The 22,907-nt window shown below is 49.8% G+C and carries 21 protein-coding genes; 10 read left to right on the top strand and 11 right to left on the bottom strand.

Features of this window, described 5'->3' with window-relative positions; all coding sequences use genetic code 11:
* The first annotated feature begins 108 nt into the window (after window positions 1-108).
* On the top strand, window positions 109-1,587 hold the full coding sequence (locus D0C16_RS18790; RefSeq protein ID WP_225319008.1) for an IS1182 family transposase: 1,479 nt from the start codon (window positions 109-111) through the stop codon (window positions 1,585-1,587).
* Between the two features lie 91 nt (window positions 1,588-1,678).
* Here the strand turns inward: D0C16_RS18790 and D0C16_RS18785 are convergent, their stop codons facing one another.
* The 5 genes from D0C16_RS18785 to glnA form a co-directional block, all read right to left on the bottom strand.
* Entirely contained in the window at window positions 1,679-3,169 is a 1,491-nt protein-coding gene (locus D0C16_RS18785) for a methyl-accepting chemotaxis protein (protein ID WP_151033779.1), read from the bottom strand.
* Window positions 3,170-3,471: 302 nt separating this feature from the next.
* A complete protein-coding gene (ntrC, locus tag D0C16_RS18780; protein WP_151033778.1) occupies window positions 3,472-4,908 on the bottom strand; it encodes a nitrogen regulation protein NR(I) in 1,437 nt (478 codons plus the stop codon).
* Window positions 4,892-5,968, bottom strand: coding sequence for a nitrogen regulation protein NR(II) (gene glnL, locus D0C16_RS18775; RefSeq protein WP_151033777.1), 1,077 nt, complete (start codon window positions 5,966-5,968; stop codon window positions 4,892-4,894). The genes ntrC and glnL overlap by 17 nt, the downstream gene beginning before the upstream one ends.
* A 153-nt stretch (window positions 5,969-6,121) precedes the next feature.
* On the bottom strand, window positions 6,122-6,658 hold the full coding sequence (locus tag D0C16_RS18770) for a DUF4124 domain-containing protein (protein WP_151033776.1): 537 nt from the start codon (window positions 6,656-6,658) through the stop codon (window positions 6,122-6,124).
* 133 nt (window positions 6,659-6,791) lie between these two features.
* Entirely contained in the window at window positions 6,792-8,192 is a 1,401-nt protein-coding gene (gene glnA, locus D0C16_RS18765) for a type I glutamate--ammonia ligase (RefSeq protein ID WP_151033775.1), read from the bottom strand.
* Between the two features lie 570 nt (window positions 8,193-8,762).
* Here glnA and D0C16_RS18760 point away from each other — a divergent pair.
* The 6 genes from D0C16_RS18760 (at window position 8,763) to D0C16_RS18735 (ending at window position 15,732) form a co-directional block, all read left to right on the top strand.
* Window positions 8,763-9,971, top strand: a complete 1,209-nt coding sequence (locus D0C16_RS18760; protein WP_151033774.1) for a cation:proton antiporter — start codon at window positions 8,763-8,765, stop codon at window positions 9,969-9,971.
* A gap of 131 nt (window positions 9,972-10,102) precedes the next feature.
* Window positions 10,103-11,578 (top strand): tRNA uracil 4-sulfurtransferase ThiI, encoded by a 1,476-nt coding sequence (thiI, locus tag D0C16_RS18755; RefSeq protein WP_151033773.1) that lies wholly within the window; start codon window positions 10,103-10,105, stop codon window positions 11,576-11,578.
* A 252-nt stretch (window positions 11,579-11,830) separates the two neighbouring features.
* On the top strand, window positions 11,831-13,579 hold the full coding sequence (typA, locus tag D0C16_RS18750) for a translational GTPase TypA (RefSeq protein WP_255482112.1): 1,749 nt from the start codon (window positions 11,831-11,833) through the stop codon (window positions 13,577-13,579).
* A gap of 103 nt (window positions 13,580-13,682) precedes the next feature.
* Window positions 13,683-14,225, top strand: a complete 543-nt coding sequence (locus D0C16_RS18745) for an NUDIX hydrolase (protein WP_151033772.1) — start codon at window positions 13,683-13,685, stop codon at window positions 14,223-14,225.
* A gap of 39 nt (window positions 14,226-14,264) precedes the next feature.
* Complete coding sequence (locus D0C16_RS18740) at window positions 14,265-15,071, top strand: sulfite exporter TauE/SafE family protein (protein WP_151033771.1); 807 nt, start codon at window positions 14,265-14,267, stop codon at window positions 15,069-15,071.
* A 4-nt stretch (window positions 15,072-15,075) separates the two neighbouring features.
* Window positions 15,076-15,732 carry a hypothetical protein gene (locus tag D0C16_RS18735; RefSeq protein WP_151033770.1) on the top strand — a complete coding sequence of 219 codons (657 nt, stop codon included), beginning with the start codon at window positions 15,076-15,078 and terminating at the stop codon, window positions 15,730-15,732.
* A gap of 81 nt (window positions 15,733-15,813) precedes the next feature.
* Here the strand turns inward: D0C16_RS18735 and D0C16_RS18730 are convergent, their stop codons facing one another.
* Both D0C16_RS18730 and hemH read right to left on the bottom strand, forming a co-directional pair.
* Window positions 15,814-16,509 (bottom strand): PEP-CTERM sorting domain-containing protein, encoded by a 696-nt coding sequence (locus tag D0C16_RS18730; RefSeq protein ID WP_151033769.1) that lies wholly within the window; start codon window positions 16,507-16,509, stop codon window positions 15,814-15,816.
* A 145-nt stretch (window positions 16,510-16,654) separates the two neighbouring features.
* Window positions 16,655-17,674 (bottom strand): ferrochelatase, encoded by a 1,020-nt coding sequence (gene hemH, locus D0C16_RS18725; protein ID WP_151033768.1) that lies wholly within the window; start codon window positions 17,672-17,674, stop codon window positions 16,655-16,657.
* Between the two features lie 87 nt (window positions 17,675-17,761).
* Between hemH and D0C16_RS18720 the strand changes: the two genes are divergently transcribed.
* Window positions 17,762-18,136 (top strand): thiol-disulfide oxidoreductase DCC family protein, encoded by a 375-nt coding sequence (locus tag D0C16_RS18720; protein ID WP_151033767.1) that lies wholly within the window; start codon window positions 17,762-17,764, stop codon window positions 18,134-18,136.
* A gap of 2 nt (window positions 18,137-18,138) precedes the next feature.
* Window positions 18,139-18,444, top strand: a complete 306-nt coding sequence (locus tag D0C16_RS18715; RefSeq protein WP_151033766.1) for a DUF6482 family protein — start codon at window positions 18,139-18,141, stop codon at window positions 18,442-18,444.
* 26 nt (window positions 18,445-18,470) lie between these two features.
* On the opposite strand, the gene D0C16_RS18710 is transcribed toward D0C16_RS18715, so the two are convergent.
* The 4 genes from D0C16_RS18710 to D0C16_RS18695 form a co-directional block, all read right to left on the bottom strand.
* Window positions 18,471-18,860: a gamma-glutamylcyclotransferase gene (locus tag D0C16_RS18710; protein WP_151033765.1), complete on the bottom strand. Its 390-nt coding sequence runs from the start codon at window positions 18,858-18,860 to the stop codon at window positions 18,471-18,473.
* 54 nt (window positions 18,861-18,914) lie between these two features.
* Window positions 18,915-20,042 (bottom strand): PQQ-dependent sugar dehydrogenase, encoded by a 1,128-nt coding sequence (locus D0C16_RS18705; RefSeq protein WP_151033764.1) that lies wholly within the window; start codon window positions 20,040-20,042, stop codon window positions 18,915-18,917.
* A gap of 181 nt (window positions 20,043-20,223) precedes the next feature.
* Window positions 20,224-20,817, bottom strand: coding sequence for a DNA-3-methyladenine glycosylase I (locus D0C16_RS18700; RefSeq protein WP_151033763.1), 594 nt, complete (start codon window positions 20,815-20,817; stop codon window positions 20,224-20,226).
* 19 nt (window positions 20,818-20,836) lie between these two features.
* Window positions 20,837-21,562: a YafY family protein gene (locus D0C16_RS18695; protein ID WP_151033762.1), complete on the bottom strand. Its 726-nt coding sequence runs from the start codon at window positions 21,560-21,562 to the stop codon at window positions 20,837-20,839.
* Window positions 21,563-21,807: 245 nt separating this feature from the next.
* Between D0C16_RS18695 and pip the strand changes: the two genes are divergently transcribed.
* Window positions 21,808-22,779, top strand: a complete 972-nt coding sequence (gene pip, locus D0C16_RS18690) for a prolyl aminopeptidase (protein WP_151033761.1) — start codon at window positions 21,808-21,810, stop codon at window positions 22,777-22,779.
* The last annotated feature ends 128 nt before the right edge of the window (window positions 22,780-22,907 follow it).

The raw sequence follows: 22,907 nt of genomic DNA, 5'->3' as shown, positions 1-22,907 counted from the left end.
CTCAATAATAAAAAAACGGCGCATGAGCGCCGCAGACCGCTGACAAACCCCTAGCCAAAAGCTGGGGGTTTGCGTTTAATGGCAGCACACTTTCTTGTGATGACTGCCATGCTCAAAGAACCTGCGCCGCGCCAACACACACTGGAAATGGTGATCCTTGAGGATCTCGTTCCGGCTGACCATCTACTGCGCAAAATCGACAAGTACATCAACTTCGAATTTATCCGCGACCAAGTCCGCCATTTATATTGCGATAACAACGGCCGCCCTGCAGTTGATCCGGTGTTGTTATTTAAAATGCTGTTTATTGGTTATTTGTTTGGTGTGCGCAGCGAGCGGCAGTTAGTGCGCGAGGTGCAAGTGAATGTGGCATATCGTTGGTTTTTGGGGTTGAGTCTCACGGATAAAATCATTGATGCCTCCACCTTTAGCCAGCAACGTCGGCGCCGGTTTTTAGCGACTGATATTGAGCAACAAATTTTTGATGAGATTGTTCGCCAAGCAATTGGCCACGGCTTGGTGGGCGGCGATGTGCTTTACACCGACAGCACCCACATGAAAGCCAATGCCAATAAAAAGAAGTTTGAAATTCACACCGTCACGCAAACGCCGACGGATTATTTAACCGCGTTGGAAGTGGCGATTGATGAAGACCGAATTGCCAACGGCAAAGCCCCACTAAAAGAAAAAGCGGGCGATACCGAGCCAAAAACCCGCGACATTAAAGTCAGCACCACTGATCCCGATAGTGGTTATTTAACACGCGAAGGCAAGCCCCAAGGATTTTATTATCTCGACCATCGCACCGTGGATGGTAAATACAACATCATCACGGACACCCACGTCACACCGAGCAACGTGCATGACAGCAAACCTTATTTGGCACGCCTGGATCGCCAATTAACGGCCTTCAATATTTATCCGTACACGGTGGGATTGGATGCAGGCTACAAAACTGCAGGCATCTGCAAAGGTTTGGAAGATCGCAATATTGAGGGCGTTATTGGCTATCGCCGCCCCAACAAAGCGGAAGGCTTATTTGCCAGGCGCAAATTTGTGTTTGATGCCGATCAGAATCATTACACCTGTCCGGCGGGTCAGTTGATTTCATATAACACCACCAACCGATTGGGCTATCGCGAATACCGCTCCGATTCAGAGCAATGCAAACGCTGTCCGTTTTTGGATCAATGCACGCGCAGTCGCAACCACACCAAAGTCATCACACGCCATGTGTGGCAAGACAGTGTGGAGCGCACTGATGCGCGACGACTCACCGAGCAAGGCAAACGGATTTATCAACGCAGAAAGGAAACGGTGGAGCGCAGCTTTGCCGACGCGAAACAATTGCACGGTCATAGATATGCACGTTATCGCGGCTTGCGTCGCGTGAGTGGCCAGTGTTTGTTGGCGGCTGCGTGCCAGAATATGAAGAAGATAGCGCTGTTGCTGGCGCGTTTTTATAATCCATTGGTGGTGTTAGGCCTTGTTCAAGCGCTGTGGATACTTATATCGCGTTTTATCGAGAAAAATGAACGGATTGGAAATCAATCGCCAGAAATGCGGTTGATGCACAGCGCGAGCTAAAAAAATAAAACCCCACTTTTTTAGGGTGGGGTTTGTCAACGATCTGCGGCGCATGAGCGCCGTCGTTATTGTTGAACTGTAACAGCAATATTTACACTTTAAAGCTATCAATTTGCTTTTTCAGTTCGCTGGTTTCATTGATTAACTGGCTACCGCTGTGATTAACAACCTGCGCGTTTTCCACCACATTTTCTGACAAGCCATGAATGGCAGTGATGTTTTTGCTCACTTCATTCGCGACAGAACTTTGCTCATGTGAGGCGGTGGCGATTTGGTGGTTCATGTCGTTAATGATACCGATATTTGCGCGGATTTTATCTAATGCACCACCAACTTTGGAGGCGGTATCAATAGTCTCACGCGCTGACGCGGTGCTGGTGTTCATCGCTTGGTGAGCCTCATCGGCAGCGCGTTGCAATTGCACGATGATCGATTCAATTTCTTCAGTGGATGAGCGGGTTTTTTGCGCAAGTGAGCGAACTTCATCCGCAACTACGGCAAAGCCACGACCCTGCTCACCCGCACGCGCAGCCTCGATTGCCGCGTTGAGCGCGAGCAGGTTGGTTTGCTCGGCGATGGTTCTGATTACCTCCATTACCGACCCGATATTGACCGAGTTATTTTTTAATACCTGAATTTTTTGCGCAGTAGATTCTATTTGCCCGGTTAGGCGATTCACATTTTCGAGTGACAGATTAACGATGGTGTTACCTTCTTCCGCCAAAATACTGGTGGCATTGGTACGCTCGGCGGTGTCCCCCGCGTGACGTGCGATTTCTGTTGCAGATGCCGATAGCTCTTCCACAGCGGTTGCTACCAATTCAATTTCGCGCAATTGCTGAGAGGTGGAGTTTACGGTGCTCTCGGTTGCGCTACTCATTTTATTAACGTTGGTGCGCACCTTATCGTTCACTAGTACTACGTTGCGAATGATAGAGGCAATATGCTCCATCACCAGATTAAAATTGTGTGCAAGCGCGGCAATTTCATTTTGACTGTCAGTCGGTAAACGACGAGTAAGGTCACCACCACCACCCGCAATGGACGCGAGTGAGCGAGTTACTTCATCTACTGGAGCCAACACCAGACTGCGAATCAACACATAAACAGTCACCAGACTCGCAACCAACAGTGCCAACACCGTCCAAACACTCGTCCACACTTGCTGGATTAGCGTCTTCTGCAATTCCTGAGTGGAGAAACTGATGTCATAACTCCCGATAGTATTGCCGTTGTAAACAATAGGCACGGCTGCACGGGTAATCTGGTGTTCGCTGCGGTCATCATCTGCTGCCTTGGCGAGTGATTGCCCGCGATGATCAACAACGCTGACGGTAGTGACCAACGAAGTATTTACCAGAGATTTGGCAATAGCTTCAATCTGTTGGAAATCGTATGCAAATACCGCCTCCAATATTGAGCTGTTGGTCAGCTCGATCATCGCTGCTGTCTCTGCTTCCAATTCTTTTTCCAAATCACTGGATGCAATTTTGTAATTGGTGAACGCCACCAATACGGCAATGGCAACCATCACAATGGTTAATACCATCATTAGTTTGGTAAGTAATGATTTTTGTACCATGTTTTCCCCCGAAAGCATTCGGATTCAGTTTTTATTAGCATCAATTGTTGTTGGCGGCAGTTCAGTCAATTTCTTGAATCGATTGAGCGACTACCGACCCCGTGCCGTGTGTACGGTGTTACAAACTTGGGGTAATAAGGCTGTAGTAGTGGTTGCCAAGTCAGGTTCGCTACCCGGTTAGCTGAGTATAGACACAGGTTTTAAAAGCTGCCCTATGGAAAGGTAAAGAAGTTTTATGCGCCAACGGCGAGGTGATGCGAGCCTGTAGTCAGGCTCGCGGAAGGGATAAAAGAAAGGAGAGTTTAGTCGTCAATATCATTGTCGGGGTCGTTACCGCCGGCCATACCCAGCTCTTTCAGCTTGCGCGTAAGGGTGTTGCGCCCCCAGCCCAACAGATTTGCGGCATCGCGCTTACGCCCGGCAGTGTACTTGAGAGCCGTCTCGATCAATGCGCGCTCAAACGTAGGCACGGCCTCACTGAGCAACTGGTGTTGACCGCGGGTGAGCGCTTGGTCCGCCCAATGACGCAAGGCCTTTTCCCAATCGTCTGCGGGGGTACTTGTTTCTTTGTTTTCCAACAGTTCAGGCGGCAGATCTTCCACATGAACCTCGCGACCCGAGGCCATTACGGTGATCCACCGGCAGGTATTCTCCAGTTGGCGCACATTACCGGGCCATTGCAACGAGCAGAAGTATTCTTCGGTTTCAGGCAATAGCACCTTGGGATCAACGTTCAATTCGGTCGCGGCCTTGTGCAGGAAAAAGCGCGCCAACTTGGGAATATCTTCACGGCGATTGGCCAGCTTGGGGATATGAATGCGAATTACATTCAGACGATGGAATAAATCCTCGCGGAACCGGTTGTCTGCCACCAGGGTTTCCAGGTTTTGGTGGGTAGCGGCGATGATGCGCACATCCACTTTAACCGGAGTGTGGCCGCCCACTCGATAGAACTCGCCGTCCGCCAATACGCGCAACAAACGGGTTTGAGTTTCCGCCGGCATATCACCGATTTCATCAAGGAACAACGAACCTCCGTTGGCCTGTTCAAAGCGCCCCTGACGCTGTGCGGCGGCACCGGTAAAAGCGCCTTTTTCGTGGCCGAAGAGTTCAGATTCCATCAAGTCTTTAGGAATTGCCGCCATATTCAACGCAATAAACGGCTCATTGCGTCGCGGACTGTGACGGTGAAGCGCACGGGCTACCAGTTCTTTACCAGTGCCGGATTGACCATTGATCAATACCGTGATGTTGGATTGCGACAAGCGGCCAATCGCGCGAAAGACTTCTTGCATCGCTGGGGCTTCGCCAATGATTTCAGTGTTGGTTTCCACACTGTTTTCCGGCGCGTGCTCGCTTTTCTGCTCTTGAGCATGGGCAAGTGCGCGTTGGGTAACAGCCACGGCGTCGTCCACATCAAAAGGCTTGGGCAAATATTCGAAGGCTCCGCCCTGATAGGCAGCGACTGCGCTGTCCAGGTCTGAATGGGCAGTCATGATGATAATTGGAATCTGCGGATGGGTATTGTGAAGATTGCCCAGCAAAGTAAGGCCATCAGTTCCCGGCATGCGAATATCACTGATAATGGCATCGGGCGTGTCCCGGTTGAGCTGACTCATGGCACTATCGCCCGAGTCAAACACGCGAGTTTCTATATTGGCTTGTTGCAGGGCCTTTTCCAGCACCCAGCGAATCGAGCGATCATCATCGATGATCCAGACTTTATTGGACTTCTGCATGTTGCGCTTCCATAGGTAAGTAGAGTGAGAAACGAGTTTTGCCCGGCTCACTTTGGCACTCGATGAGGCCATGGTGTTGATGAATCAGGTGCTGCGAGATGGTCAAACCCAAGCCGGTACCTTCGGCACGGCCGGTGATCATCGGGTAGAAAATGTTTTCGATTATTTCCGGCGGAATGCCAGGACCGTTATCGATAATGTCGAGACGACAAACCAGCGAATGGTGCTTGCGACCAATAGTGTATTGGCGTTGGATGCGAGTGCGCAGTTGAATCACCCCATTAACCACATGAGCTTCCAACAACGCCTGCATGGCATTGCGCACTATGTTAAGCAGTGCCTGTATCAGCATCTCCTTATCGCCCTGCATATTGGGAATACTGGGGTCGTAGTCACGCACAATGCGGATCGCATCATTACTTTCCGCTTTGATGATGTTAGCAACCCGCTCAATCGCCTCGTGAATATTTAACGACTGCCACTTGGGCAACTGATTAGGACCCAGCATACGGTCGACCAGGTTGCGCAGGCGGTCCGCCTCATCAATGATAATGTTGGTGTATTCACTCAACCCGGGGTTGGGCAGCTCCCGCGCCAGCAATTGCGCCGCACCGCGAATTCCGCCCAGCGGGTTTTTAATTTCATGCGCCATGCCACGCACTAGATTACGTGTCGTCTCATGGGAAGTGGTAAGCATCTCTTCGCGACTGATGCGCAGCAGCCGATCGATCGGCTGAATTTCAATAATCAATCCTTCATGATCACCGAAAGGGGTGACGGTGTAATCTACCGTCAGGTTGCCCCCACTTAATAGCCGCCATTCTGCATGGCGCTTGGTGTAGTGATTGGCCTGAACAGCCGCAAGCTTTAATTGGCGGTCAGTTTCATCGGATTCATAAAAAAAATAGGTGATGGGCTCACCGGTATTGCTTTCACAACTCATTGCGAGCAGCGCTTCGGCGGCCGGATTCATATGGCAAAGCAGCAAATCAGTATCCACCAAAACGATGGCAGTACTTAGGCTATCCAATATGGGTTTATAGATATCGCGCGGACTCACCGGGTTATGCTCTCCTGAACGCCTCGACAATGGGCACTTGGCTTACTGCAAAAACCAAACCAAGTAAGAAAACAGCACTATTCAGCTGATTTAGCTGGTAAAGCTGTCCATTATGGGGATTTTCAGAAAAATCATAGCACCGAATTGGTGCAACTATTTTGGAGTGGGCGTTGGTGGGGCAGGTTTTTTAACAATTGGACGCATAAGGCTCACGCTGACCGGAGCGGACGTGCCCAATGATTGACCATTGGCGTCTATAGCCTCCACCACCAGATTGTGGCTACCGCGCGGGACATCCTTAACAATGATATTGGTCATTGAGGTTTCCTCCAGCAGCTCACCATCCATAAAGTATACCAACAGATGATCTGGCTGAAGCTCAGGCTCGACCTTGATTGCAATAGCCAAATCCCGCTGACCGACAGGAATAATTAACTCATTGCGTGGACTGATGATTTCTATCTGGTAACTCATAGCCGCAGGCTGCGACTGGAATGACTCAACCGGGGTGGACTCAGGCAACGGCTGGGCACCGGGCACAGTGTTTATTTCACGCAGCTCCACTTTTTGAGCGTTGTCGCTTTTAGGTTTGTCAGTGTAGATAACACGACCATCTTTATCGACCGTCTTGTAAACATCAGCCACCACCCAGGGGGCAAGCGATAATAGCAACAGCAAAAACACACGCATGATTTTTCCCTCTCCAACTCATTCCCCAAGAGTAGCCTTACAGCCCTTAAAGAAAAAGCCCGAGCAGTTCCCTGCTCGGGCTTTTTCTGGAGCGATTCACGGTTTTGCCGGAAAACCGGCAAAACCTGACTTATTACACGCTGTAGTAGAGTTCGAATTCTACTGGGTGTGGAGTCATGTTTACGCGTTGGATATCAGCCTTCTTCAGCTCAATGTAAGCTTCGATGAAGTCTTTGCTGAACACACCACCGGCCAACAGGAAGTCGTGGTCCGCTTCCAAGTGATTCAGCGCTTCTTCCAAAGATGCACACACTTGTGGAATCAGTGCTTCTTCTTCCGGCTCCAAATCGTACAGGTCTTTAGTTGCTGGCTCGCCCGGATGAATCTTGTTCTGAACACCATCAATACCAGCCATCAGCAATGCAGCGAAGCACAGGTATGGGTTAGCAGTTGGATCAGGGAAACGAGTTTCGATACGCTTGGCTTTTTCACCAACAGTGTAAGGAATACGGATAGAAGCAGAGCGGTTACGAGCTGAGTAAGCCAGCATTACTGGAGCTTCGAAGCCTGGAACCAAACGCTTGTAAGAGTTGGTAGATGCGTTACAGAAAGCGTTCAGAGCTTTAGCGTGCTTGATGATACCGCCAATGTAGTACAGGGCAGTTTCAGACAGGCCAGCGTAAGCGTCACCAGCGAATTGGTTTTTGCCGTTCTTGGAGAAAGACTGGTGAACGTGCATACCTGAACCGTTGTCGCCGATCAGTGGCTTAGGCATGAAGGTAGCGGTTTTGCCGTACTGGTGAGCAACGTTGTGTACGCAGTACTTCAGGATTTGTACTTCGTCCGCCTTCTTAACCAGAGTGTTAGCACCTACGCCGATTTCACACTGACCAGCATTAGCAACTTCGTGGTGATGGATTTCGATTTCCAGGCCCATTGCTTCCATCGCGTTACACATTGCACCACGGATGTCGTGCAGAGAGTCGATTGGTGCAACTGGGAAGTAACCACCTTTTACGCGTGGAGCGTGGCCGTGCTTGCCTTCAACATCATCACCTGATTGCCATGCAGCTTCTTCAGATTTGATTTTGTAGAAAGCGCCACCCATGCTTGAGTTGAAGTGAACACTGTCGAAAATGAAGAATTCTGGCTCTGGACCGAACAGAGCGATGTCACCCAGACCGGTAGACTTCAGGTACTCTTCAGCGCGCAAGCCGATAGAACGTGGGTCGCGGTCGTAACCCTGCATGGTCGCTGGTTCAACGATGTTACAGCGAACAATGATGGTCGCTTCGTCGTAGAAAGGATCCAAAACGGCAGTTGAATCATCCGGCATCAGAATCATGTCTGAGTCGTTAATGCCTTTCCAGCCAGCAATAGACGAACCGTCGAACATTTTGCCGTCGGTGAAGAAGCTGTCGTTAACAACGCTTGATGGGAAAGTTACGTGCTGCTCTTTACCTTTGGTATCAGTGAAGCGCAAGTCGATCCAACGAGCTTCGTGTTCTTTGATCAGGTCTAAAGTCTTAGACATTGAATGCCTCCAAGTTGTAATAGCCCGAAGGCTACGATGATGAAAATGTTGTTATTACAGTCGGCTGGTAAGCTTTTCTGGCGAAAAACTAACCGGAAATGGCTCCCGGTGTAAGTTGTGAGCGACTCATTTCGGTGAATCGATCAACTTTGGGTGTCAGAAAGGGGGCAAAATATATGCCATCCAAGGAAAATAGCAATAAGCCGCAAAAAATAAGGCTCTTGAGCAATAAGAGAAATTATTTTAAACGCACAAAGCACCAAATGTGATCACGAATTTTTCAAAACGCGCAATTATGGTGCACACTGTTTCACGCTTTTCTTCCTGAACCTTCGCAAGTACCGCAAGGCTGCTAGTGTGCCAGCAGCCTGCTCCAAATTGCACCACTTTTTACCTGTTCTTTATTTAGCTTTTACCTAATGCATCCATAGCCAATACCTATAGGGTTGCTGTCGATTGGCGTTAAAAATCACTGTAGCCTCGCTCCCTTCGTCAATCCCATTGGGCGGCGAGCACAGGGTGACATTTAAAAACAGTAACAATAGCTATAAAAATGAATGAGTTAGCACTATGCATATGACAACTACAGAAGTTTTCCTGATCGCGATGGTGATCATTTTCACCATTCCTTACCTAATCTGGCGCTGGGGGCGCACTGATTATTGGGCACCATTGGTAGTAGTACAAATTATTATGGGGATTGTGCTGGGCCCGGGAGTACTGGGTAAGGCTTTTCCCGAATACTACACCTTTGTCTTTACCCCGGATGTCATCAAATCGCTCAACGGTATTGCCTGGTGGGCGGTGATGATTTTTGTGTGGATTGCCGGAATTGAACTGGATCTGAAAAAAGCCTGGCAGTACAAACGTGAAAGCAGCATCACCGCAGGCTTGGCCCTGGGTACACCGCTGCTCTTTGGCTGCGCAGCGGCAGTAGCGCTTATGTCATTCAGCGACGGATGGATGGGGCCAAAAGGGATGACCTGGCAGTTTATTCTCGGTGTGGGTATGGCCTGCGCAGTGACAGCATTGCCGATTTTGATACTGCTAATGGAAAAACTGGAAATACTGCGGCAGCCAATCGGCCAGCGAATTCTGCGTTACGCGAGTCTCGATGATATTGCCATTTGGGGGGTTCTGGCGCTGATCCTTCTGGATTGGGAGCGCGTAGGCCGCCAAGGAATGTTCCTGCTTGGTTTTGCCATAGCCGCGTATCTGTTTCGCAAGTTGATGGTCGCAATTCAGGAAAAAGACCGCTGGTATTCCGGTTTTATCTGGTTGGCGATTATTGGTTTGGCGGCGGACTGGGCCGGGCTGCACTTTATGGTGGGCGCGTTCCTTGCCGGTGCGGTGATGGACGCCGACTGGTTTAACCAGGAGGACATGGACAAGCTGCGTCACTTTGTACTGATGATCATTATGCCGGTGTTCTTCCTCAGCACCGGCCTGCGCACCAATTGGGATGTGGGCGGGTCTACTGTGTTTATCGCCGCGGCAATACTGTTAGTCGCTTCGGTATCAGGCAAATTGGCCGGTGTTCACGCGGCGGGCAAGATCTTGAAATGGGAAAAAGGCGAAGCGTCGATTATTGGCTGGCTGCTGCAAACCAAAGCGCTGATCATGATCATCTTCGCCAACGTACTGCTTGATAAGCAAATTATCACCAGTGAGACCTTCACAGCGCTGCTGATTATGGCAGTGGCCAGTACCATGCTCACTGTGCCAGTGGTATCGCCGAAACTAAAAAAAATGCGGGAAATAATATTCCGCTCCAAGTAGGCAAGGCAGTTTTAAATAGGGCGCGATAAATCGCTCCCCTGCCGGTATAATGCGGGTACACGGAGGGGGCGCGATTTATCGCGCCCTTTTTCATCGCATCAATACACAGACACCTAGCTCCAGAGCCCGCCATGCATTTCATCGTCAAAGTATTTCCCGAAATCATTATCAAAAGCCCACCCGTGCGCAAAAAGTTCATCAAGCAACTGCGCGATAACCTGCGCGTTTTGCTGGCTAATGTCGGAGTGGCGATCGATGTACAGCGCGACTGGGAAAAGATTGAAATCCGCTGTCCGGAAGCGGATACACAAGTGACGGCGCAAGTGTCCGATGTGCTGGCACGCACCCCTGGTATCGCAAATTTCGCCTTGATTCATGACTACCCTTTGGGTGATCTGGATTCGATTTTCCAAAATACGTTGCGCCATTGGCGCGATCAACTCGCCGGCAAAACCTTCTGTGTGCGCGCCAAACGCGTGGGTAAACACGAATTCAGTTCGGTGCAGGTGGAGCAGTATGTCGGCGGCGGTTTGCTACATAACTCGGAAGCCAAAGGGGTCAGCCTGCATAAGCCGGACATTATCGTCCCGCTCGAAATTAAAGATGGTCGCCTCTGGGTGCTCACCAGCAAAACCCAGGGGCTGGGCGGCTTCCCATTGGGCGCTCAAGATCCGGTATTGTCATTAATTTCCGGTGGCTTCGATTCCACGGTTTCTACTTATCTGTGCATTAAACGCGGCCTGCGCGCCCACTACTGCTTTTTTAATCTCGGCGGTCGCGCCCATGAAATCGGCGTGAAAGAAGTGGCTTATTATTTGTGGAATAAATACGGCGCGAGTCATCGCGTAAAATTTGTCACTGTTCCCTTTGAAGACGTTGTGAAAGAAATTCTGGAGAAAGTGGATAACCCCTACATGGGCGTAATCCTCAAGCGCATGATGCTGCGCGCAGCGGAAAAAGTGGCGGAATCATTAGAGATTCCCGCATTGGTTACCGGTGAAAGTGTGGCTCAGGTTTCCAGTCAAACCCTCATCAATTTAGGTGCGATTGATCGCGTGATTGATACCTTGGTACTGCGCCCACTCGCCACTATGGATAAAGGCGATATCATCGATCTATCACGCAAAATCGGTACCGAAAGTTTTGCCGCGAGCATGCCCGAATATTGCGGCGTGATTTCGGTAAACCCCACCACCAAAGCGCGCATGCATAAAATTGAACGCGCGGAAAATAGGTTCGATTTTTCGGTGCTGGAGCGCGCAATTGAAGAGCGCCGCGCGCAAAATATCGATGAGATTGTCGATGAACTGGATGCAGATTTATCGGTGCCAGTGGTCGGTGATATCAATCCCGGCCAAATTGTTATTGATATACGTCACCCCGATGAACAGGAAAAAAATCCATTAAGTCTGGCTGGCGTTGAAATTAAAGTTATTCCCTTCTACTCGCTCAACAACCAATTCGCCCATCTGGACATGAGCAAACAATATTATTTGTATTGCCAGAAAGGCGTGATGAGCCAATTGCACGCTGCCAATTTAAAAGATGCCGGGCATTTGAACGTAGGCGTATACCGCCCTGAGCCGAAGAGTGCTTGCGCCATTTAACGAGATTTGGCCGGTAGATTTCGTGAATTTTGCGCCCATCTTGACGATGGGTGCTTAAAAAACCGGCAACTTTTCCCCGATTGTCATATCCGCGCCATGTCCAGATAGGTATAATGCGCGCCTTTTTACGTATCCCCTTTAGCCTTTTGCAGGCGCATACCCAAGAGAAATCCCACAGTGACAGATCAATCAGCAATCGAAAAACTGCGTAATATCGCGATTATCGCCCACGTTGACCATGGTAAAACCTCTATGGTTGACCAGTTGTTGCGTCAATCCGGCACCCTCGACCGCCGCGATGACACCGGCGACCTGATCATGGACAGCAACGATCAGGAACGCGAGCGCGGTATTACCATTCTGGCGAAAAACACCGCCATTAAATGGAACGACTACCGCATTAACATCGTGGATACCCCCGGACACGCCGACTTCGGCGGCGAGGTAGAGCGTGTTCTGTCGATGGTTGACTCGGTACTGCTGATCGTGGACGCCGTTGGCGGACCAATGCCACAAACCCGATTCGTAACCTCCAAGGCCTTCGAACAAGGTCTAAACCCGATTGTGGTGATCAACAAGATCGACCGTCCGGGCGCTCGCCCTGAGTGGGTTATCGACCAGGTATTCGACCTGTTTGACCGCTTGGGTGCGACCGAAGAACAACTCGATTTCCCTATTGTTTATGCCTCTGCACTCAACGGTGTGGCGGGTTTGGATCCGGACAATATCGCTGAAGATATGACCCCGCTGTTCCAGATGATCGTCGACAAAGTGCAACCGCCTAAAGTTGACGTTGACGGCCCATTCCAAATGCAAATCTCTGCGCTGGACTACTCCAGCTACGTGGGCGTTATCGGTATTGGCCGTATCACCCGCGGCAGCCTGTCACCCAACCAGCAAATTGTTGTGGTTGATCACGAAGGCAACCAACGCAAAGCCAAGGTGCTGCAAGTGATGGGTTACCACGGCCTGCAACGTATCGAAACCGACAAAGCTTTCGCGGGCGATATCGTGTGTATCACCGGTGTGGATAAGCTTGGCATTTCCGACACCCTGTGCAGCCCCGACTGCGTAGAAGCACTGCCGGCATTGTCGATCGACGAGCCAACCGTAAGCATGACCTTCCAGGTAAACGATTCGCCGTTTGCCGGTAAAGAAGGCAAATACGTGACCAGCCGTAACATCAAAGACCGTCTGGATCAGGAATTGATTGCCAACGTGGCGCTGCGCGTACAACAAGGTGAATCTCCGGACAAATTTATCGTGTCTGGCCGCGGTGAATTGCACCTGTCGGTATTGATCGAAAATATGCGTCGCGAAGGCTACGAACTGGGGGTATCCCGCCCTGAAGTAGTTCAGAAAATTGTGGACGGCGTGGTGCACGAGCCGTTCGAGCAAGTAGTTATCGACGTTGAAGAAGAACATCAGGGTAAAGTGATGGAAGAACTCGGCCTGCGCAAGGGCGAGTTGACCAACATGGAGCCGGATGGCAAAGGCCGTATCAAGCTGGAATTCCTCTGCCCATCGCGCGGATTGATCGGTTTCCGCGGCCAGTTCCTGACCATGACTTCCGGTTCAGGCATCATGACCAGCATCTTCGATCACTACGGTCCCGTGAAAGAAGGTGAAGTGGCCAAGCGTCAAAACGGCGTACTGGTTTCTATGGTGAAAGGTAAAACGCTCGCTTATGGTTTGCACCCGCTGCAAGACCGCGGCCGTTTGTTCCTGGGCGCCGGTGTAGAAGTTTATGAAGGTCAAATCGTGGGTATTCACTCGCGCTCAAATGACTTGGTAGTAAACCCAACCAAAGCCAAGCAATTAACCAACGTGCGTGCTTCCGGTACTGACGATGCACTGACTCTGTCACCGCCAATCCGTCACACTCTGGAGCAGGCGCTGGAGTTTATTGAAGACGACGAGCTGGTAGAAGTAACGCCACAATCGATTCGTCTGCGCAAAAAACTGCTCACTGAAAACGAGCGTAAGCGCGCAAACAAGTGATGCAAGATTGATGTGTGAAATAAAAATCCCCGAAGTGAAAACTGCGGGGATTTTTTTTAACGGCAAATTTTCTGTAGCGTAACTGGAAACCGGAGTGTCAACTATGACGGAAATAAAAACCCTGGCGAGTAAAACAGTTTACGAAAATAAATGGATGCGGGTACGCGAAGATAGAATCCAACGTCCCAGCGGCGCCGAAGGTATTTTCGGAGTCGTGGAAAAGCCGGATTTTGTGGTGATTATTCCCATCAGTGACGGTTGCATCCATCTTGTTGAGCAGTATCGCTATCCGGTACAGGGCCGCTACTGGGAGTTACCGCAAGGAAGCTGGGAGGAAAATTCAGATACAGATCATGCCATTATCGCCGCGGGCGAATTGCACGAAGAAACCGGATTAATTGCCGGGCAGATGCAATATGTAGGGCATCAATATCTAGCCTATGGCTATTCAACGCAGGGCTACCACATTTATCTCGCTACCGATTTGCAGCAGCACAACACCGCACTGGATCAAGAGGAAGAGGGCTTAATTGCCCAATCATTCACATTGGCACAATTCGAGGAGATGATTGTTTCCTGTGTTATTAAAGATGCTACGAGTGTGAACGCATACAACCTCGCGCGTCTGAAAGGTTTTATTAAATAGTTATCTCTTGTAATAAACGCATTACGAGCTACCAAGGCTATGGATTTTTCGTTTCTGTTTTATTTTTTATTGCTCGGCGCCCTTACCGGTATTTTTGCCGGTCTGTTCGGTATTGGCGGCGGTGGCATCATGGTGCCGGTGCTCACGTTTATATTTGCTCAGCACCAATTTCCAACTGAGCATGTGTTACATATGGCGTTAGCGACATCTATGGCAGCTATAGTACCGACCGCAATCGCCAGCTTGCGCGCACATCACCAACACAATGCGGTTATTTGGCCAGCTGTACTAAAAATCACACCGGGAATATTACTCGGAACATTCGCCGGAACATTTGTCGCGAGTTATTTATCGGCCAAGCCGCTAGCGATTTTTTTCTCCTGTTTTATGGCCGGCGTAGCATTACAAATGGTACTGAATCGCAAGCCTCATGCTTCACGGCAATTACCAGGGATGATTGGTTTGAGTTCTACTGGTGCAGGTATTGGCGTTATTTCTGCCCTGGTGGCGATCGGTGGCGGTACCTTAACGGTTCCGTTTTTGGTGTGGTGCAATGTGAGTTTGCCTGTGGCGATAGGAACTTCTGCAGCCATTGGTTTGCCTATCGCAATTTCCGGTGCGCTGGGCTACATCCTGAATGGATGGAATCAAATTAACTTGCCAGACTATACACTGGGTTATGTTTATTGGCCGGCCGTTATCGCTATGGCGTGCATGAGTTTTTTCACCGCTCCATTGGGCGCAAAACTCGCACATCGCGTACCAATCCCGCAACTTAAAAAACTATTTGCCCTTTTGCTGCTCGGGCTATCAATACAAATGTTAATTACGGTCTTTGGTCATTAATGCTATGAATATCCGCGAAGCTATTGCCGCTGCGCTCAGGAAAAATATAAAACCGGGCCTGGTGTTACAGGTTTTTGCGTTAGCCGTCTTGCTGGTTTATTTTTTTGTTCCTGCGTCAAAACCAGTGTTCGTTTGGTTTGGTGATTTAAAGGCACGCCATGGCTTTAGCTATTCGTTTATCTCTACAGCGATTTTTGGCGGCTTGATTCCATTTTTATATCTATGGCTTAGCAAAGCCTTCGCCGGTAGAAATGTATTTGTGCTGCTGGTTTTTTATCTGCTCTTCTGGGGTATTAAAGGTATGGAAGTGGATTTGTTTTATCGCTTTCAAACTGAATGGTTCGGCAGCGACAATGATTGGCAAACCATACTGATCAAAATGGCTGCGGATCAATTTATTTACAGCACCTTTTGGGCTGCACCAGGCATCACTATTATTTATTTGTGGATGGAGTCCGGCTGGAGTATTTCGCGTTGGCGCGCCGCCATGAATAAACAATTTTTCTGCGTAAAAATCCCCACGGTGATTTTCTCCAACTGGCTGGTATGGATCCCCGCCGTCTGTGTGGTCTACGCCATGCCTGCAGAATTACAAATACCGCTGTTTAATCTGGTGTTGTGTTTTTGGGTGCTACTGTTGGCGGTGCTCAATAAAAAATAACACCTGATGAGTGGCACTAGAGCGGGGACTTTCTTAGCGAAATCGATTGCCCCAAACGGGGCAATCGAAAATCAGCCAAACTTACTTCGCTTGACGTCTTCTTGCTGCGCCCAGGCCCAACAAGCCTAAACCGAGCAGCGCCAGACCTGCAGGCTCTGGAACTTCACTAGCACCCACAGAAATACGGAAAATCAAGTACTCGTCGTGATCATGACCACCGAGGGTAGGATTGCTGCTGCCATTGTTGTTGTACCATGCCCAACGTGCAGCGGCATCAATCTCAGGGCGCAAACCCCATGGTGCAGCGCCGTTGGCCTCGCCGGCACTGGTAGCAACCCAACCACCAGATGCATTGCTACCCGCATTAGCCAATACGACTTGCGCGCTTAATGCGGACAAATCAGTAGCAGAGCCTGTATAAGGAGCTGAACCATAAAGCCCGGTTGCAGTTACCTGCCATTGCGAATCATGGCTGTAAAAGCGGCTGTTATTCAACAAGTTGGTAAATTGTGCGAGGAAGCCCTGTGCAACCGCCAAATCCGATTGGGTAACTACATAAATGAAATTGCTGGTCGGCAAATCAAAGGTGTAAGTTTCTGTGTTGGTCCAATCACCATTGCTACCCACAAAGTTTGTCGCAGCAGTGCCAGTACCGTAGTAAAGCGCGTAGGAGTTATCAACAGTAATATCTACTTCGAAGGGAATTGCGTTGGCTTGCAGTGCGCTAGCGCCCAGCACCAGACCTGCAAACGCAGAAGCCAGTTTTGCGATTTTCATAAGCTGATCCTTGATATAAGAAGGTAAGTTAGAAGCCGTGCTTGCTCCCGATAGTTACCCCTATATCGGATTCATTACATAACGGCGCGGCCATTCTAGAGGGATCCGCTGATGAAAAATAGTTGTCGAGTTTTCTTACAAAGCGCTATTCATTTTTCACCAAAGCAACCAATGCCGCAATGTGATCAGCGCGATCATTCAGGGCGGCAATGTAGTCATATTTTTCACCGCCGGCATTGATAAAGATATGGCGATTTTCCACCATCAACTCTTCCAGAGTCTCCAGACAATCCGCGCTAAATGCGGGCGATAAAATGGCGATATTTTTAATACCTTCTTTGGGCAAATTTTCCAGGGTTTCATTGGTGTAGGGCTTTAACCATTCAGCCTTTCCAAAGCGCGATTGAAAACTGGTAATGCAAATATTTTTATCCAGCTGTAGTTTTTCCTGCACCAGACGCGTTGTTTTCTGACAAAAACAAAAATAAGGGTCACCGGCGTTAAGGAAAAGTTTTGGCATGCCGTGATACGAAAAAATAATTTTTTGCGGCAAACCATTTTTTTCTATATGTTCGCGCACCGAATTGGCTAATGCGTCGATATACAAAGGGTGATCACAATAATTATTGATAAAGTGCAATTCCGGCACCCAGCGCCAGCGATTTAATTCTTTGGCCACTGCATCAAAACTGGAGCCCGTTGTAGGACCTGCATACTGCGGGTAGAGCGGCAGCACGATAATTTTGCGCACACCTTCTTTTTGCAATTCCTGCATCGCAGAGGCAATGGATGGGTTGCCGTAACGCATACCCAACTTCACGCTGTAACCCTCTCCCAATTGCTGCTGAATAGCGAGTTGTTGTTGCTTGCTAATCACCAACAACGGGGAACCTTCACTGGTCCATACTCCTTGATAAAGTGCTGCGGACTTTTTTGGACGCACGCGCAAAATAATTCCGTGCAAAATCAACAGCCACAGCAGACGGGGGATTTCCACAACGCGAGGGTCGGACAAAAACTCTGCAAGGTAGCGGCGCAATGCTGGTGTCGTTGGCGCGTCAGGCGTTCCCAGGTTAATCAGCAACACACCTATTCGCGGCGCAGTCCTGTTTGCCGCATGAAAAACGGGGTCGATATCGTAATGTAAAGCGGTAAAGCGACTCATGCCTTGCTCCAGAGAGTGATCCAACCCAATTATGCTACGTAAGTATATCTGGAAACTACAGGTTCCCAGCGATTAAGGACGCACATTATGCCATTACCTTTGCCCATCCATTGCGCCCAACTCTTTTACGATGGCCGCTGTAGCCTTTGCGCAAGGGAAATGGCTTTTTTACGCAAACACAAAAGCAATCGATTAGTGCTGACAGATATTCATCACTTGCTCCAGATAAATGAGGGGGAGCGTGAAAGATTTTTGCTGGAGTTGCATTTACTCCAGCCCGACGGAACCTGGTTGCGCGGCGTTGATGCGACTGTTGCCGCCTGGAGTTTTACCGCCTTCGGGTTCCTTGTGCGCCCACTGCGTTGGCCGCTGGTGGCCCCATTGGTAGACAAGCTCTATCGTCGTTGGGCGCAGAATCGCTACTGCAAACTTTATCGTACCTGTCACATCAAGGAGACTTAATCATGCCGCAACTATTTTCTTCGGCCGGACAAAGCCGTGCATTGGTTTTTAGTTTTAGTGATTGCGCACAATATCTCGTTGGTTTCACCGAAGAGCCGGAGGGGCAGTCCAATCGCGTTCAGTTGTTGCGTGATGGCAGTGGGAAACCGCAAAAATTTCCCAGTGCATATCGAGCGCAGGAAACATTGAAATCCATGGGGTTCGAGCGCGCGTGGCTGGTAATGCAGTCACCCTACGATGAAATGATTGGCAACGACGGCGGTCAAAAGTGTGAAATGCCGCTGGTGCTAAACAGAATCGATGCCTAAAACAACTGTGGTCAGTCAGGGCGCAACTAAGGATTGAGAAAATCGCCCGAGGCAATAAGCGGTAAATTCTCCAGCGGACGTTGCCAGGCATACACCCAGACCTTGAACGTTTCGCCGTTGGCGGTCTGTGCGTTAATCACACAACGCTGGTACTCCTGCTCTGGCGATGCGGGGTAGGTGCATTCTTCGTAGGCATCCAGCCGAGCAAGTTGCTGCTCGTTGTGCAGACGATAAATCTCCCCCTGAACCCATCCACCATCATCCAACACCAGCGCGGGATAATAGCTGACGCGATAGAGCTTTCCTCGTACTTGCGCACTGGTGATAAATTCCGCGCCGGCTAAATATTGCGGATGTGCACCGTTGGGGCAATCGCGTCGTAAGGTGCCATAAACAAAAAGCAGATCAGTGATCATAAGAGTATTCGACCGAGGTAAAAAAATCCCGCCAGAGCGGGAGTTTTTGTCAATTTATTGCGGTGATAATTGCAGGATTTTACCCTTGCTTTCATCGGTTACCAGATAAATTAAACCATCTGGCCCCTGCACTACCGAGCGCAAGCGCTGCCCTAACTCTTTTTTCAACAAGCGCTCCTCTTTAACAATTTTGTCCCCATCCAGCACCAGTCGCACCAGTGTTTGCTCTTTCAAGCTACCGAGCAGAATATTATTTTTCCACTGCGGGAATTTATCGCCAGTGTAAAACATAAACCCCGCAGTCGCGATCGATGGAACCCATTTGTATGCGGGTTGTTCCATTCCTTCCTTATGGGTGCCTTCACCAATTTTTCCACCACCGTAATTCTCGCCATAGGTAATCACGGGCCAGCCATAATTTTTTGCCGCTTCATCGATATTTAGTTCATCGCCACCTTGTGGTCCATGTTCGCCAGTCCATAGTTTTTTAGTGAGCGGATTGATTGCAGCTCCCTGCATATTGCGATGACCATAAGACCATATTTCCGGTAAAGCGCCCGGAGTTTTTACAAAGGGATTATCCTTGGGAACTGTTCCATCCGCATTAACGCGAATGACTTTACCCTGATGGTTGTCCAGGGTTTGGGCCTTGTCTTTTTCGCTGTAGCGATCACCCAGAGTAATAAACAGTGTGCCGTCTTCTTTCCATACCAGACGCGAACCGAAATGCGCGCCGGAATCTATTTTTGGCTGCTGACTGAATATGCGCGTGACGTTTTCCAAGGTGTTGCCATTAAGTGTGGCAAAACTTACCGCGGTACTGTTTTTACCTTTTTCGTCCGGCTCTGAATAACTGAAGTAGATTTTTTTGCTGGTGGCGAAATCCGGTGCAAGTACCACATCCAGCAAACCGGCCTGGCCCTGATTATAAATTTTTGGCAACCCCTGCAGTGGCTCACCTACTTTTCCCTGCGCAGTTACTATGCGCATGCGACCGGGTTTTTCCGTCACCAGCATATTGCCATCGGGCAAGAAGGCAAGGCTCCAGACATTCTCCAACCCTTCGGCAATGGTATTCACCTGGATATTGCCGGTATCAGTTTTTATATCAAGCGGTTTGGCCTCAGCCAAGGGCTGCGCCAGCGCAAAACACAGTGAGGCACCTAGCAGGGAATATTTCATCGATAAGCTCCAACGAATGGCTACAAAAATGAACAACAATAAATTGAGGGGATGTGCTTGTGCCAGGCATGACCAATCTTGCGCTCGATTGCTGGAATCCAGCGATTGAGTCTATAGTGAGGAGAGGGTAACAAGCCTGCTCAGGGCAGGCAATTCAAGGAATGTTAAGCAGACTGCAGTATCAGAGTTTTTTGGCCAGCGTTGCACACTCCTTGTATCGGTAACAGCCGGCAATGTGGTCGTTGACCATGCCACAAGCCTGCATAAAGGCGTAGCAAATCGTAGTGCCCACAAAGTTAAAGCCCTTTTTCTTTAACGCTTTGCTCATGGCATCGGATTCGGGGGTACTGGCGACAGCATCCTGCATACCTTGCAACTTATTCTGGACAGGCTTGTGATTAACAAAGCTCCACACAAAGTCGCTAAAGCTTTCGCCATTTTTCTTCATGGCGAGCAACGCCTGAGCATTTTTTATCGCGCTTTCTATTTTTAATCGATTGCGAATAATTCCTTCATTTTGCATCAGCTTTTCAACCCTGGCGGGAGTGTAGCGAGCAATTTTTGCGGGATCAAAATCATCAAAGGCGGCGCGATAATTTTCCCGTTTGCGCAATACGGTAATCCACGACAAGCCAGCTTGCGCCCCTTCCAGAATAAGAAATTCAAACAGCTTGCGCTCATCATGCAGCGGCACGCCCCATTCTTGATCGTGATATTCGCAATACAAGGGATCATCGCCGCACCAGCTGCAGCGGCATTTTTGTTGTTGTGACATACCCAATTTTCCTTCAAGGTTAAGTGAGATCGGTTTGGATTTGCTCCGGTTCTTGTTCGCAGCGTTCTTTCATCAGGTTTAGAAAATGCTTGAGACTTTTTTGATCGCCCGTCGCAAAACTGTTATCGGTTATTACGGTGGATTGAATACGGTCCAGGCGAAAGGTGCGATAGTCGTTGCGCAGCTGGCACCAGGCAACCAGCGTCCAAACCTTACCCCAGAAAATTAACCCGAGAGGTTCTATGGTGCGCGAACTGTGCTCTTCATCGGCGCGCACATAATCGATAATGACACAGCGATGCAGGCGAATGGCTTCGCGCATAGGCTGGCTGTGGGCGGTGTAATATTTCTGCACCTCTTCCATATTGGGCACCAACAACGGCAAGGTTTCATCGCTGTGGCGCAGATGGTCAGGCAATACCGCGAGAATTTTCTGGATCGCCTGATTGGCGTGGATTGCCATATCTGTATCGCCCCAGCTACTAACCATGCGCGCGCCCAACAACAATGCCTCTACTTCTTCGCGATCAAACATCAAGGGCGGCAGTTGGTAGCGATGGGACAAACGATACCCGACCCCCGCCTCGCCCTCGATGGGAACGCCGGACAGGCTCAGGGATTGAATGTCGCGGTAAATAGTGCGCTCAGACACTCGCAAATGGTCGCTCAACTGCTTTGCAGTCAGCACTGTGCGGCGGTTGCGCAATAAAGTGGTCAGCTGAAAAAGACGTTCCGCACGATGCATATAAGCTCCGGGGCCAGGGGTTTTGGGCATGCTAATCGAGGTTACTGACAGTTTATGGCAGCAAGACTGAAAGTACCGCAGAAAAACCGGGTCACGATTGAACAATAAATCGCCGTGGCGCCAGAATTTGTGGCATCTCACTGCTTTTCCCTGCGAAAATAACGCGCTTAAAGCAGCCCCTGTGCTACCTTTAGTGGACGTTATACCCGCACCCTCTATGCGATTGACCCGAACAAGGCGAGTTTATGCAGATTTTTTATCCCGAGATAAAGCCCTACCAGCGTCACCAAATTGCCGTAGAACCACCCCATGAATTGTACGTTGATGAGTCAGGCAACCCCGACGGAATTCCCGTCTTATTTGTGCATGGTGGCCCGGGTGCCGGTTGTGGAAAATACGATCGCCGCTTTTTTGATCCCGAGGTTTATCGCATTATCCTGTTCGATCAACGCGGAGCCGGACGCTCTCGCCCACACGCAGAACTTCAGGGTAATACCACCCAAAAACTGGTTGAGGACATTGAAGTTATTCGCACCACCCTCGGAATAGACAAGTGGGTATTGTTTGGCGGCTCCTGGGGTTCGACGCTAAGCCTGGTTTATGCACAAGCCTATCCCGAACGTATATTGGGGTTGATTCTGCGCGGTATTTTCCTCTGCCGCCGCGAAGATTTGTTGTGGTTCTACCAGGAGGGCGCGAGCCGTCTGTTCCCGGATTACTGGGACGATTTCATCGCCCAAATTCCTGTGGATGAACGCAGCGATATGATGCAAGCCTACTACCGCCAGCTCACCGGTGAAAACCAGATCATGCAAATGTCAGCCGCGAAAACCTGGGCTGGCTGGGAGGGGCGCACCGCCACTCTCAAGCCCTGTCAGGATGTGGTGGATTCCTTTACTGAACCCCATCGCGCGCTATCACTTGCACGTATTGAAGCCCATTATTTTGTGAATGATGCATTCCTGGAGACCAACCAGATCCTGCGCGATGCGCACAAGCTGGCAGGTATTCCCGGGGTGATTGTGCACGGTCGCTATGATGTTATTTGTCCGCTCGACAATGCCTATGCCTTGCACAAAGCCTGGCCAGGGTCGGAGCTACTGATTATCCGTGAAGCCGGCCACGCATCGCGCGAACCCGGTATTGTTGATGCGCTGATTCGCGCAACCGACGACCTCGCCAAGCAGCTGCTTAAAACCGGTGACCAATTAGCCTGATTGCCCAAATGATATACCAAACTATAAATTTCAAATAAAACGGGGCCTGCAGGCTCCGTTTTATTTTGGGCGGGCTATTTCTGGCTTTTTTAGTTCGATGATATGATCCCAATACTATAGCGCCCGGA

Source organism: Cellvibrio sp. KY-GH-1 (genome assembly GCF_008806975.1).
In the GTDB taxonomy this organism is placed as follows: Bacteria; Pseudomonadota; Gammaproteobacteria; order Pseudomonadales; family Cellvibrionaceae; genus Cellvibrio.
Note: the sequence above shows the minus strand (reverse complement) of the source record. Positions and strands in the feature narration are given on the sequence as shown.